The 13,782-nt window shown below is 43.0% G+C and carries 10 protein-coding genes and 2 tRNA genes; 11 read left to right on the top strand and 1 reads right to left on the bottom strand.

The annotated features are described in order from the left end of the window. The first annotated feature begins 36 nt into the window (after window positions 1-36). From V7D18_RS07945 to V7D18_RS07895, 11 genes are all read left to right on the top strand, one after another. Window positions 37-1,737: a peptide ABC transporter substrate-binding protein gene (locus V7D18_RS07945; protein ID WP_426153133.1), complete on the top strand. Its 1,701-nt coding sequence runs from the start codon at window positions 37-39 to the stop codon at window positions 1,735-1,737. A gap of 154 nt (window positions 1,738-1,891) precedes the next feature. Beyond that, on the top strand, window positions 1,892-2,593 hold the full coding sequence (gene pyrH / locus V7D18_RS07940; RefSeq protein WP_426153131.1) for a UMP kinase: 702 nt from the start codon (window positions 1,892-1,894) through the stop codon (window positions 2,591-2,593). Window positions 2,594-2,607: 14 nt separating this feature from the next. Next, on the top strand, window positions 2,608-3,162 hold the full coding sequence (frr, locus tag V7D18_RS07935; protein WP_426153129.1) for a ribosome recycling factor: 555 nt from the start codon (window positions 2,608-2,610) through the stop codon (window positions 3,160-3,162). Between the two features lie 62 nt (window positions 3,163-3,224). After that, a complete protein-coding gene (locus V7D18_RS07930; protein WP_426153127.1) occupies window positions 3,225-3,947 on the top strand; it encodes an isoprenyl transferase in 723 nt (240 codons plus the stop codon). A gap of 19 nt (window positions 3,948-3,966) precedes the next feature. Then, entirely contained in the window at window positions 3,967-4,767 is an 801-nt protein-coding gene (locus V7D18_RS07925) for a phosphatidate cytidylyltransferase (RefSeq protein WP_426153125.1), read from the top strand. Window positions 4,768-4,828: 61 nt separating this feature from the next. Further along, the gene (locus V7D18_RS07920; protein ID WP_426153123.1) at window positions 4,829-5,971 is read left to right on the top strand and encodes a 1-deoxy-D-xylulose-5-phosphate reductoisomerase; all 1,143 of its coding nucleotides are present in this window, start codon (window positions 4,829-4,831) and stop codon (window positions 5,969-5,971) included. 1 nt (window position 5,972) lies between these two features. Beyond that, the gene (gene rseP, locus V7D18_RS07915; protein ID WP_426153121.1) at window positions 5,973-7,031 is read left to right on the top strand and encodes an RIP metalloprotease RseP; all 1,059 of its coding nucleotides are present in this window, start codon (window positions 5,973-5,975) and stop codon (window positions 7,029-7,031) included. A gap of 13 nt (window positions 7,032-7,044) precedes the next feature. Continuing rightward, window positions 7,045-8,112: a flavodoxin-dependent (E)-4-hydroxy-3-methylbut-2-enyl-diphosphate synthase gene (ispG, locus tag V7D18_RS07910; RefSeq protein WP_426153218.1), complete on the top strand. Its 1,068-nt coding sequence runs from the start codon at window positions 7,045-7,047 to the stop codon at window positions 8,110-8,112. An 8-nt stretch (window positions 8,113-8,120) separates the two neighbouring features. Next, the gene (locus V7D18_RS07905) at window positions 8,121-12,668 is read left to right on the top strand and encodes a PolC-type DNA polymerase III (RefSeq protein ID WP_426153119.1); all 4,548 of its coding nucleotides are present in this window, start codon (window positions 8,121-8,123) and stop codon (window positions 12,666-12,668) included. 159 nt (window positions 12,669-12,827) lie between these two features. Then, a tRNA-Pro gene (locus V7D18_RS07900) sits at window positions 12,828-12,901 on the top strand. Window positions 12,902-12,925: 24 nt separating this feature from the next. After that, window positions 12,926-12,997, top strand: a tRNA-Glu gene (locus V7D18_RS07895). A gap of 51 nt (window positions 12,998-13,048) precedes the next feature. Here the strand turns inward: V7D18_RS07895 and V7D18_RS07890 are convergent. Continuing rightward, entirely contained in the window at window positions 13,049-13,690 is a 642-nt protein-coding gene (locus tag V7D18_RS07890; protein ID WP_426153117.1) for a peroxiredoxin, read from the bottom strand. Between the last annotated feature and the right edge of the window lie 92 nt (window positions 13,691-13,782).

Raw genomic sequence — 13,782 nt, 5'->3', positions numbered from 1 at the left:
TGCGTTAATTAAAATAATTTTATAGGAGGAATAACTATGAAAAAAATGTCACTTGTACTGGCAGCAGTTATGGCATCTGGTCTGTTACTTACCGCTTGCGGCGGCAGTAAATCAGCTCAGCCCACAACTGGCGCAGAAGCCACTACAACTGCAGCAGCAAATGGCGAGACTGCAGCCCCCGCGGAAGGAACAACTACAGGCCTTGATCTTGCGGTGCAGATTGGACCGGATCCGGAGACCATTGATCCTGCTTTAAATAGTGCTGTTGATGGTGCGAACATTATTGTACAGGCATTCGAAACTCTGCTTATTGTTGATCAGGACAATAAGATTGTCCCAGGAGAGGCAGAATCCTATGATGTATCAGAGGATGGCCTTACCTATACATTCCATCTTCGTGATGGTTTAAAATGGAGTGATGGTTCTCCATTAACTGCCAATGATTTTGTATATGCATGGAAGAGAATTGCAGATCCGAAAACAGCAGCTCCATATGGTGCTGATATGTTAGGATATGTGAAAGGTTATAAAGAAGCATCTGAAGGAAATCCTGATGCACTTGCAGTGACTGCTCCGGATGATAAGACTTTTGTTGTTGAACTGGCTGTTCCCTGTGTTTATTTCACAAAGCTGGTTACACATGCAACCATGTCCCCTGTTCAGAAGGCAACAGTTGAGGCAAATGGCGATCAGTGGACATTAAAACCTGAAACTTATGTTTCCAATGGTCCGTTCAAGATGATTGAATGGGTACCAGGTTCCCATATGACATTTGCTAAGAATGAAAATTACTGGGGTGCCGATAAAGTTACTGTAAATACTTTGAAGTTCGTTCTTATGGAAGATTCCAATGCATCTTACAGCGCTTATCAGACAGGTGAAGTTGCTCTGATCAAGGATGTTCCTACAGAAGAAGTACCAGGTTTAAGAGGAAAAGAAGATTTCCACGTTGAACCGTTAATGGGTACTTACTATATTGATTTCCAGAATCAGAAAGAACCATTTAACAATCCTGACGTTCGTATGGCATTAAGCCTTGCGGTTGACCGTGATTATGTAGCTAATACCGTAATGCAGGGAACCTTTTCTCCAGCTACCAACTTCGTTGGACCTGGTATCACTGATGCAAAAGAGGGAAAATTCTTTGAAGATGTAACAAGAGAAATCAACGGCGGAGATTTCTTTAATACGAAGAATCATGAAGCAGATGTTGCAAAAGCAAAAGAATTACTTGCAAAAGCCGGTTATCCGGATGGCAAGGGATTCCCGACTTTCGAATATATGATCAATGATATCGCATATCATAAACCGGTTGCAGAGTATTTACAGAGCTGCTGGAAAGAAACACTTGGAATTAACATGGATATCAAAGTAGTTGAGTGGTCTACCTTTACACCAACCCGTCGTGCAGGCGATTATCAGACAGCACGTGACGGCTGGGTATATGATTACGATGATCCATCCAACATGCTTAATCTGATGATGTCAACAAGCGGAAACAACAATGCAAAATACAGCAATCCTGAAGTTGACAAACTGTTAAATGAGGCTAACTCTACTGCAGATCTTGATGAGCATTATACAAAACTCCATGAGGCTGAGAAAATGATCCTTGATGATGCAGCAGTTGCACCTCTTGCATACTACAATGAATTCTGGTTACAGAATCCGAAGTTAAAAGGAACATGGCATTCTCCATATGGCTTCTGGTTCTTCCAGTATGCTACCATGGAATAAGTTTTAATATACAGACGAAAAGCATCTGGATATAATATCCAGGTGTTTTTTGTTGCGCTTACAATCTTAATGCTGGGAAACTTCCTCTTTCCAACCATCTAAAAGTATGCTATAATCTTTTAAGACAATACAAAAGTACAGGAGAGTTTAAGCTATGAATCCAAGACGTGTATTATTAAAACTCAGTGGGGAAGCTCTTGCCGGTTCCAGTAAGACCGGTTACGAAGAGGCCACTGTTAAAGAGGTTGCACGGCAGGTTAAGATATCCGTTGATGCTGGCGTTCAGTTAGGAATTGTCATAGGCGGAGGAAACTTCTGGAGAGGCAGAACCAGTAATGCAATTGACCGCACAAAAGCAGACCAGATTGGCATGCTTGCTACCATTATGAACTGCATTTATGTTTCGGAAATTTTCAGGAATGCAGGAATGGAAACCCGGATTCTGACCCCATTTGAGTGTGGCGCCATGACGGAGCTGTTTTCCAAAGACAGGGCAAATCAGTATTTTTCAGAAGGAAAGGTGGTATTCTTTGCCGGAGGCACCGGTCATCCATATTTTTCCACTGATACGGGAATTGCACTACGCGCCATCGAGATGGATGCTGACTGTATCCTGCTTGCAAAAGCCATAGACGGAGTATATGACAGCGATCCAAAGGTGAACCCGGATGCGGTTAAATTTGATGAGATATCCATTCATGAAGTAATAGAAAAGCAGCTTGGTGTAATTGATCTGACTGCATCCATTATGTGTATGGAAAACAAGATGCCCCTTGCGGTATTCAGTTTGAATGAAAAAGATGGCATTGCCAATGCAATGCAGGGAAAAATAAACGGTACAATCGTGACCGCATAAAACAGGAGGACGATATGCAGGAGAGTTTACAGGTATATGAAGATAAAATGAACAAGACATTAAAAGCGCTGGAGAATGATTTTATGACGATCCGCGCAGGACGTGCCAATCCCCATGTATTGGATAAGATCAAAGTGGATTATTATGGAACTCCAACACCAATCCAGCAGGTTGGTAATGTTACAATTCCGGAAGCACGTATGATCGTGATTCAGCCATGGGAAAAGAGCCTGTTAAAAGCCATTGAAAAGGCAATCCTTACATCTGAACTGGGAATTAATCCTACCAATGACGGCAACGTGATTCGTCTGGTATTTCCGGAACTGACAGAAGAACGCAGAAAAGATCTTGTAAAAGATGTAAAGAAAAAGGGAGAAGCTGCGAAGATCGCAATCCGTAACATTCGCCGTGATGCCAATGACTCCTTTAAAAAACAGCTGAAAGCAGAAGAGATTTCTGAGGATGAACTGACTGATGCAGAAGACAAGATTCAGAAATTAACAGATAGAATGGTTGCGCAGATTGAAAAAGCAACTGATGAGAAGTCAAAGGATCTTCTTACTGTATAAAATAAACAGGGGGGCAGGCATTATGCCTGTCCTGTTTTGTGTTTTAAAAGGAGTGATACTTTATGGATAAAGAATTGGATAATATAATAATTCCAGAGCACGTCGCCATCATACTTGACGGAAACGGAAGATGGGCGAAAAAACGGGGACTTCCCAGAAGTATGGGGCATAAGGAAGGCTGTATTACTGTGGAAAAAACAGTTGAGGATGCGGCGATACTGGGTATAAAATATTTAACAGTCTACGGTTTTTCAACAGAAAACTGGAAGCGTTCCACTGAGGAAGTGGGTGCACTCATGCAGCTGTTCCGCTATTATATGGTAAGACTGTTAAAGGTCTCAAAAGCGAACAATGTGCGGGTAAAGATGATTGGAGACATAGAACGTTTTGACTCTGATATTGTGGAGGGAATCGCACGCCTGGTGGAAGAAACGAAGAATAATACAGGTCTGACCTTTGTGATTGCAGTAAATTATGGCGGACGTGATGAAATCGTCCGGGCTGCCAGAAAGATCATGGAAGATACCAGAGATGGAAAGATTACACCGGAATCTTTAACGGAAGAGAAATTTGCCGGTTATCTGGATACAAATGATATTCCTGATCCGGATCTTCTGATCCGTACCAGCGGAGAGTTACGGCTGTCTAATTATCTTTTATGGCAGCTGGCATATACCGAGTTATATGTCTCTGATTGCTATTGGCCTGATTTTAATATGGAAGAAATGAAAAAGGCTATTTGGGCGTATAATAGCAGAGAACGGAGATTTGGAGGAGTGAAGTGATCACGAGGGAGGAAGCGGGATGTTTACAACCAGGCTGATAAGCGGAATTGTTCTTGTTTTGATCGCACTTATAACAGTGGGAAGTGGTGGGCTCCTGCTGTTTGCGACGACGATTTTCATATCCATGATTGGTTTGTATGAGCTGTATCGTGTTCTTAAGATTCACGATCATCCCATGGGATATATGGGATATTTTATCGTTGTTGTTTATTACGGGCTGTTATGGTTTCATATGCAGCAGTATGCATTATATATGTCAATCGTTTTTATGATGCTTCTTTTATGTGTTTATGTTTTTGCATTTCCTAAATATAAGACAGAAGAAGTAACTGGAGCGTTTTTTGGATTTTTTTACGTAGCAGTTATGTTATCCTACCTATATCAGGTCCGAACCATGAGTGACGGGAAGTACCTGGTTTGGCTGGTATTTTTAAGTTCCTGGGGGTGTGATACCTGTGCATACTGTGTTGGAAATCTCATAGGAAAGCACAAACTTGCCCCGGTACTCAGCCCTCATAAATCCATCGAGGGTGCAATCGGCGGTATCTTAGGCGCATCTTTACTGGGATTTTTATATGCTACTGTATTTGGTGAGTCAATGACTGTACTTGATTATCCTCAGATCACCTGCACTCTGGCGTGTGCATTTGCAGCGATTATTTCACCTGTCGGCGATCTTGCTGCTTCTGCAATAAAGAGGGATCATCAGGTGAAGGACTATGGAAAGCTGATACCGGGGCATGGAGGTATACTGGATCGTTTTGACAGTATGCTTTTTACAGCACCTGTCATCTATTTTGTAGTTACATTTATACGATAAAATCAACAAAGAATTGTCTGAAAGCGGAATTAAGGAAAAGAAAAGGAGTATACAGCATAAGATGAAGAAAATAGCAATCCTGGGATCAACAGGATCCATTGGAACGCAGACCCTGGAGGTGGTGGAGAACCAAGGGGATATTGAAGTTACCGCTTTGGCTGCAGGCAGCAACATTCGTCTGCTGGAGGAACAGATCAGAAAATTCCGGCCAAAGACAGCATGTGTCTGGGAAGAAGAAAAGGCGAAGGAACTGAAAGTCCTGGTAAGAGATCTTCCTGTCCGCATTGTTTCCGGAATGGAGGGGTTAATTGAGACTGCTGTGGAAAAATCTTCAGAAATTGTTGTTACGGCAGTAGTTGGAATGATTGGAATCCGGCCAACCATAGCGGCGATGGAAGCAGGGAAAGACATTGCCCTTGCCAATAAGGAAACTCTGGTAACTGCCGGCCACATCATTATGCCTCTGGCAAAGAAAATGGGTGTCAGGATTCTCCCGGTAGACAGTGAGCACAGTGCTATATTCCAGTGTCTCAACGGGGAAGACAAAAAATCCATCCATAAGATATTGCTGACCGCATCCGGCGGTCCTTTTCGGGGAAAGACAAGAGAAGAGTTACGGAATGTGAAGGTGGAAGATGCGCTCAATCATCCAAACTGGTCCATGGGACGGAAGATTACCATAGATTCCTCTACCATGGTGAATAAAGGTCTTGAGGTAATGGAAGCCAAATGGCTGTTTGATGTGGAGATGAATCAGGTACAGGTTGTGATTCAGCCCAAGAGCATCATTCATTCCATGGTGGAATTTGAAGACGGAGCAGTTATGGCCCAGATGGGAACTCCGGATATGAAACTTCCTATTCAATATGCCCTTTATTATCCGGAACGGAGATATTTAAAAGGAGACCGTCTGGATTTCTGGTCCATTGGCCAGATTAATTTTGAAAAACCGGATCTGGTTAATTTTCCGGGATTGAAACTTGCCTATCAGGCCGGATGTACCGGCGGAACGCTTCCAACTGTTTTTAATGCTGCAAACGAAATGGCAGTTGCCAGATTTTTGAACAGGGAAATTACATATCTTACTATTACAGATATGATAGAGGGAGCGATGAACGGGCATACTGTTAAAGAGAATCCCAGTGTGGAAGAGATTCTTGAAGCAGAGGCTGCAGCTTATGACTATATAGAAAGCAGGTGGTGAATTGTCCAGTGTTATCGTAGCAATTCTTGTATTCGGTTTAATTGTTTTGATTCACGAGTTGGGTCATTTTATATTTGCAAAAATGAATGGTATCGCAGTGGTGGAATTTTCCATAGGTATGGGCCCCCGCCTTTTACACTTTAAAAAGGGAGAGACAACGTATTCCATTAAATTGCTTCCTTTAGGCGGATCCTGCATGATGCTGGGAGAAGATGAAGAAAATCCGGATGAACGGGCATTTCAGAATAAATCAATCCCTGCAAGGATGTCCGTAATTGCGGCGGGACCTGTTTTTAATTTTATTCTTGCCTTCTTGCTTTCTCTGGTATTGGTGGGAATGAGCGGTTATGATATCACTTATATAAAAGAAGTAACGGAAGGTTCGCCTGCTTTTGAAGCAGGAATGCGTTCCGGGGATAAATTGTTAAAAATTAACGGAGAAAAAGTTTCCTTGTATCAGGAATACATTCTTTACAAACTGATGAAACCGGATGAGAAGATGAACCAGGTGGAGTTTTCAAGAACAGATCCACAAACAGGAAATCAGGAAATTCAGACTGTTACCGTTACCCCCCAATATTCAGAAGAAAGTAAAAAATATCTGATCGGTATTTTGATTGCGCCTGAGAATAAAAAGGCAGCGAATGCCGGTGAACTGATTAAGCATGGTTATATGGAGATGGAATATGACGTAAAGCTGACTGTGAAGAGCCTTGGGATGCTTTTTACAGGTAAAGCCAGCGTAAAGGACTTAAGCGGACCGGTGGGAATTGTGGTTATGATCGACGATTCCGTAAAAGCGGGGCTTACTGTCAGCGTGGTTGCGGCACTTATGAATGTTATCAGCATGTGTATCCTTTTAAGCGCCAACTTAGGTGTGATGAATCTGCTCCCAATACCGGCACTTGACGGAGGGAGACTGCTGTTTTTAATAATTGAAGCAATCCGCGGAAAAAGAATGGACCCGGAAAAAGAGGGCCTTGTAAATATGATCAGCATGGCTGCATTGATGGCGCTGATGATTTTTGTAGTGTTTAATGATATCAGCAGATTCACCTGATAAAAGCATGGGAATGGAGGCGCTTATGAACAGGGATCACACGAAAACAATTCAGATCGGAGACCGGGTCATCGGTGGCGGCAATCCGGTTCTGATCCAATCCATGTGCAATACGAAAACTCAGGATGTTGCATCAACAGTCAGTCAGATTAAAAAGCTGACAGCTGCCGGATGTGATATTATCAGAGTTGCAGTTCCGGATATGGAAGCAGCGGCAGCTATCAGGGAAATTAAGAAACAGATCAGTATACCGCTGGTGGCTGATATTCATTTTGACTATCGGCTGGCTGTGGCTTCCATAGAGTCAGGGGCTGATAAGATCCGGATTAATCCAGGAAATATCGGCTCTCTGGACCGTGTCCGCACAGTTGTGGATAAGGCAAAAGAATACCAGATTCCCATTCGCGTGGGAGTAAACAGCGGATCACTTGAAAAAAATCTCATTGAAAAATATGGGGGAGTTACTGCAGAGGGCATTGTGGAAAGCGCATTAAACAAGGTGCGCATGATCGAAGAGATGGACTATGGAAATCTGGTTATCAGTATTAAGTCCTCTGATGTACTTATGTGTATCAAAGCCCATGAACTGATAGCAGAACAGACGGATTATCCCCTTCATGTCGGTATAACAGAAGCGGGAACTCTTATATCAGGAACCATCAAATCTTCTGTTGGACTGGGAATTATTCTTCATAAGGGAATCGGCGACACCATTCGTGTGTCTCTTACCGGTGACCCGCTTGAGGAAGTAAAGGCGGCTAAGACAATTTTAAGAACCCTGGGGCTTAGGCGGGGAGGAGTAGAGGTGATATCCTGTCCTACCTGCGGAAGAACCAGAATTGATCTGATTTCACTGGCAAATCAGGTGGAAGATATGGTTTCTTCTTACGATCACCTGGATATTAAAGTTGCAGTTATGGGCTGCGTGGTAAACGGCCCAGGTGAAGCAAAAGAAGCAGATATCGGTATTGCCGGCGGAATCGGAGAAGGACTTCTTATTAAAAAAGGAGAAGTAATCAGAAAGGTTCCGGAAGAAGAACTTCTTAGCGCCCTTCAGGAAGAGCTTATGAAAATGCAATAGGTGACAGAATGGCAAAGAAATTTCTGGAAGTTTTTCCAAATTTACATATTACAGACGAATTACGAGAGCTTTTAAATCTGGTAGATGTGGAAAAGGTCACATCAAACAGGGATAGAAGCTCTATTCGTGTTTATTTAAACAGTCCAAGACTGATCCATAAACAAAACATTTACAGCCTGGAAAAAGGAATTAAAGAGCAGCTGTTTCCATCGAAGCAGATTACAATTAAGATTATTGAACGGTTCCGTCTTTCCGGCCAGTATACGCCCCAGAAACTGTTGAAGATCTATCGGGAAAGTCTTCTGGCGGAACTTAAGAATTACAGTATCATAGAATACAATATGTTCCGAAAGGCGCAGTGCCAGTTCCCTGAGCCGGATCTTTTAAAGATGACGGTGGAAGATACCATTGTAACTCATGAAAAAGCTGGAGAGCTAAAGCGCGTGCTGGAAAAGATTTTTCATGAGAGATGCGGTCTGCCTGTTGAAGTTCAGTATGAGTTTATTGCGCCGAAGGAGAATGTCCTGGCAAAGCAGAAAGAACTGCAGATGCAGCGGGAAGTAGAAGAAATCGTCAGCAGAACCTCTCTTGGAAATCAGCAGAAAAATCTGTCAGACGAAGAATATGGCGGCCCTTCCATGGCAGATGGCCCTCTGGATTCTTTGGCAGCCTCCTATTCAGATGAAGTTCCGTTTACGCAGGAAGCCCAGACCTCTGTTCCAGGGCTTCGCATGGGAGGAAAAAAAGAGGGAGATAAAAAGGAAGCTGGTAAAGCAGCAGAGGCAGAATCGGGAAAGAAAGAATGGAAAGATTACCGTAAGAATTCCTATAATGGCCGCCGTTCCGATAATCCGGATGTTTTATATGGCAGAGATTTTGAAGAGGAAACCATGGAAATCGAAAAGATTGACGGGGAAATCGGTGAAGTTGTGATCCGCGGCAAGATTATCATGACAGACAGCAGAGAATTAAGAAGCGGAAAGACCATTATAATTTTCGATGTAACAGATTTTACTGATACCATTACAGTAAAAATGTTTGCAAGGGAAGAACAGCTTGAGGATTTAAAAAATGCAGTTGTTCAGGGCAGCTTTATCAAAATAAAGGGTGTGACTACCATAGACAAGTTTGATGGGGAGCTGACCCTGGGATCAGTTGTTGGAATAAAAAAATCAGAAGATTTTACCGGAAAAAGATCGGACAACAGTTTAGAAAAGCGTGTGGAGCTTCACTGCCATACGAAGATGAGCGATATGGATGGCGTTTCTGAAGTAAAGGATCTGGTAAAGCGTGCGAAAAAATGGGGAATGCCGGCTATTGCAATTACGGATCATGGATGTGTTCAGTCCTTTCCGGATGCAAACCATGCGTTAGATAAGGGAGATACATTTAAGGTTATTTATGGAGTGGAAGGCTATCTGGTTGATGATTTAAAACAGCTTGTTGAGAATTCTAAAAATCAGTCATTTTCTGATTCTTATGTAGTTTTTGATATTGAGACAACAGGTTTCAGTTCATCCAGAAACCGGATTATTGAAATCGGTGCAGTAAAAGTGATTGACGGAAAAATCAGGGATAAATTCAGCACGTTTGTAAATCCTGACGTACCCATACCTTTTGAGATCGAACAGCTTACGGGAATTAATGACGGTATGGTGCTTCCTTATCCAAAGATTGATGTGATCCTCCCTCAGTTTCTGGAGTTTTGCAAAGATTCGGTTCTGGTCGCTCACAATGCTTCTTTTGACGTAAGTTTTATCTCTTATAATGCACAAAAGCTTCAGCTGGAATTTGACCCTACGGTGATTGATACAGTGGCCCTCTCCAGGCTTCTCCTGCCCAGCTTAAACAGGTATAAACTGGATACGGTAGCCAAAGCCTTAAATATTTCCCTGGCGAACCATCACAGGGCGGTTGACGATGCCGGCTGTACGGCAGAGATATTTGCAGCATTTGTAAGAATGCTCAGGGAACGTGGGGTTGAGACACTTGATGAATTAAACAAACTCAGTACCATGTCAGCCGACATGATTAAGAAACTTCCCACCTATCATGTGATTATTCTTGCGTCCAACGATGTGGGAAGGGTTAATTTATACCGCCTGATCTCCCTTTCCCACATTGATTTTTATGCCAGAAGACCGAGAATTCCCAAAAGTGTACTAAGTGAGTACAGGGAAGGCCTGATTATCGGATCTGCCTGTGAAGCAGGAGAGCTTTATCAGGCCCTTCTAAGAGGTATTCCGGATGCAGAAATAGCCAGGCTTGTGAATTATTATGATTATCTGGAAATACAGCCTCTTGGGAATAATGCATTCATGTTAAGAGATGAAAAGAGTACGGTAAAAACAGAGCAGGATTTAATTGATATTAATAAGCGGATTGTGACCCTTGGAGAGCAGTTTGGAAAGCCTGTCTGCGCTACCTGTGACGTTCATTTTCTTGATCCGGAGGATGAGGTTTACCGGAGAATTATTATGGCCGGACAGGGCTTTAAGGACTCGGATGACCAGGCTCCCCTGTATCTTCGGACGACTGAGGAGATGCTTCGGGAGTTTGAATATTTAGGCCCAAACAAGGCAGAGGAAGTGGTCATAAAAAATACCAGAAAAATTGCGGATATGTGTGAGAGGATATCACCTGTGCGGCCGGACAAGTGTGCCCCGGTCATTGAAAATTCAGACGAAGATTTAAGAAAAATCTGTTATGACAGGGCTCATGCCATCTATGGTGAAACTCTCCCTGTGATTGTTACGGAACGTCTGGAACGGGAGCTTAATTCCATTATCTCCAATGGATTTGCGGTTATGTACATAATAGCGCAGAAGCTGGTATGGAAGTCCAACGAAGACGGTTACCTGGTGGGGTCCAGAGGGTCTGTCGGTTCATCCTTTGTTGCCTATATGTCAGGTATCACAGAGGTAAATTCACTCAGTCCCCATTATTACTGCGATAATTGCCACTATTATGATTTTGATTCAGAAGAAGTAAAGGTATTTACCGGCATGGCCGGCTGTGATATGCCGGATAAAATATGCCCGGTTTGCGGACATCCCTTATCAAAGGATGGGTTTGATATTCCGTTTGAGACATTCCTGGGCTTTAAGGGAGATAAGGAACCTGATATTGATTTAAATTTCTCCGGAGAATACCAGAGTAAGGCACATGACTATACGGAAGTTATTTTCGGAAAGGGTCAGACCTTCCGTGCAGGAACCATCGGTACTCTTGCAGATAAAACGGCATTTGGTTATGTAAAGAATTATTACGAGGAGCATGGAGTAAGAAAACGCAACTGTGAAATTAACCGGATTGTACAGGGCTGTGTTGGCGTCAGAAGAACCACCGGCCAGCATCCTGGCGGAATTATCGTTCTTCCCCATGGTGAGGAGATTTATTCCTTTACACCGGTACAAAGACCTGCCAATGATATGACCACCATGACGGTAACCACTCATTTCGATTATCATTCTATCGACCATAACCTTTTAAAGCTTGATATTCTGGGACACGACGATCCGACCATGATTCGTATGCTTCAGGATTTAATCGGATTTGACCCAGTAAAGGATATTCCTCTGGACAGCAGAGAAGTCATGTCACTTTTTCAGGACACATCTGCTCTTGGTATTACTCCTGAAGATATTGGCGGATGTAAACTGGGTGCGCTTGGAGTGCCGGAATTTGGTACCGATTTTGCCATGCAGATGTTAATTGATACCCAGCCAAAATATTTCTCTGATCTTGTCCGCATTGCGGGGCTTGCTCACGGTACGGATGTATGGCTGGGAAACGCCCAGGCGCTCATCCAGGAAGGGAAAGCTACCATCCAGACTGCCATATGTACCAGAGATGATATTATGATATATTTAATTTCCATGGGAATGGAAGAAGGTTTATCCTTCTCTATCATGGAAAGTGTGCGAAAGGGAAAAGGCCTGAAGCCCGACTGGGAAGAGGAGATGACGGCACATGGAGTTCCTGACTGGTATATCTGGTCGTGTAAAAAGATCAAATACATGTTCCCAAAAGCCCATGCAGCCGCATATGTTATGATGGCATGGAGAATCGCTTACTGTAAAGTATTCTATCCGCTGGCCTATTACGCGTCCTTTTTTAGCATCCGGGCCAATGGCTTCAGTTACGAGCTGATGTGCCAGGGTAGAGAAAAGCTGGAGCATTATCTGGCTGATTACAGGAAACGGATTGATACTCTTTCTAAGAAAGAGCAGGACACTCTTCGGGATATGCGTATTGTTCAGGAAATGTATGCCAGGGGTTATGATTTTATCCCTATTAATATTTACCAGGCGAAAGCCAGACATTTCCAGATTATTGACGGAAAATTAATGCCGTCTTTAAGCAGCATCGATGGACTGGGAGAAAAAGCGGCAGATGCGGTCGTGGATGCAAGTAAGGATGGAAGATTTTTATCAAGAGAGGATTTCAGAAACCGGACGAAGGTCAGCAAGACAGTTTGCGATCTGATGGGCGATCTGGGTCTTCTCGGCGATCTTCCCGAATCCAATCAGCTGTCTCTTTTCGATCTGGCATAAAGCTGTTTCAGCTGCAGAACAGGGGATTGCGTTCTGCAGCTGGTGATTAAAAGAGTTACTGAATTTTGATGCTATTTTTCCAGAATTTAAAAAAAAATAAAAAATTTTGAAAATACTGTTGACATTGTCTCAGATTTATATTATACTACGTAACGTAATCGAGGCGTGGCTCAGTTTGGTAGAGCGCTGCGTTCGGGACGCAGAGGTCGCAAGTTCGAATCTTGTCGCCTCGATTTTGTATGAATTATATTCGTACTGGCCTATTGGTCAAGCGGTCAAGACGCCGCCCTCTCACGGCGGAAACCCGAGTTCGATTCTCGGATAGGTCATAATGGAAACCTTCAGGATTAAACTTGGAGGTTTTTTATATTGAAAAAGGATCAGCAGGGCTTATCTTTATAACACCAGAACCAGTCCATACAATTCAGGTTTTCTGCATTAGGGTCATTGATTCGATTCAGAAGCTGGTCGTAAGTACGAGGCGGAGGAACCATGGCAGGACTGCCGGGTTCCCAGTTTGCAGGAGTTACTACGCTGCACCGGTCTGTTGTTTCAAGGGCTGTTAAAAGCCGTATGATTTCACAGATATTTCTTCCATTTGAAAGCGGATAGATAAGTATTGCACGAATGATCTGATCGGGGTCGATGAAAAAGACGTTACGGACTGTTTCCTGTTTGGCAGCATCAGGAGCAATCATTCCATACAGATTAGCCACATCAGCCATTCGGTCCGCTATAATTGGGAATGGAATCTGAATTCCTGTCAGCAGATAGATCTGGTTTACCCATGCAAGATGAGATGGATTGCTGTCAATGCTCAGACCGATTAATTTAGCATTTAAAGCTTCAAATTGGTCATTAGCCTGTGCAAAAGCAATAAATTCGGTAGTGCATACTGGTGTAAAATCTCCTGGATGGGAGAACAGTATGACCCAGTGTCCTTTGTAGTCGGATAATTTTATAGGTCCGAATGTTGTCATTGCGGTAAAATCAGGGGCTTTCATTCCAATGCTTACATTCATAGGTATTCCTTAATAGCATTTTGTATAATTATATGGCCGTATTGGATTTCTATGCTAAAAGATACTATTCCGGGTATGACAACAGATAAAAT

The organism is Lacrimispora sp. 38-1, assembly GCF_049890855.1.
Taxonomy (GTDB): Bacteria; Bacillota; Clostridia; order Lachnospirales; family Lachnospiraceae; genus Lacrimispora.
The sequence above is the reverse complement of the archived record's forward strand: the minus strand, read 5'-3'. Positions and strand labels throughout refer to the sequence as shown.

Coding starts and splice junctions, on each gene's coding strand:
- V7D18_RS07945 (WP_426153133.1), top strand. CDS start 37: ATGAAAAAAATGTCACTTGTACTGGCAGCAGTTATGGCATCTGGTCTG.
- pyrH (WP_426153131.1), top strand. CDS start 1,892: ATGAATCCAAGACGTGTATTATTAAAACTCAGTGGGGAAGCTCTTGCC.
- frr (WP_426153129.1), top strand. CDS start 2,608: ATGCAGGAGAGTTTACAGGTATATGAAGATAAAATGAACAAGACATTA.
- V7D18_RS07930 (WP_426153127.1), top strand. CDS start 3,225: ATGGATAAAGAATTGGATAATATAATAATTCCAGAGCACGTCGCCATC.
- V7D18_RS07925 (WP_426153125.1), top strand. CDS start 3,967: ATGTTTACAACCAGGCTGATAAGCGGAATTGTTCTTGTTTTGATCGCA.
- V7D18_RS07920 (WP_426153123.1), top strand. CDS start 4,829: ATGAAGAAAATAGCAATCCTGGGATCAACAGGATCCATTGGAACGCAG.
- ispG (WP_426153218.1), top strand. CDS start 7,045: ATGGAGGCGCTTATGAACAGGGATCACACGAAAACAATTCAGATCGGA.
- V7D18_RS07905 (WP_426153119.1), top strand. CDS start 8,121: ATGGCAAAGAAATTTCTGGAAGTTTTTCCAAATTTACATATTACAGAC.
- V7D18_RS07890 (WP_426153117.1), bottom strand. CDS start 13,690: ATGAATGTAAGCATTGGAATGAAAGCCCCTGATTTTACCGCAATGACA.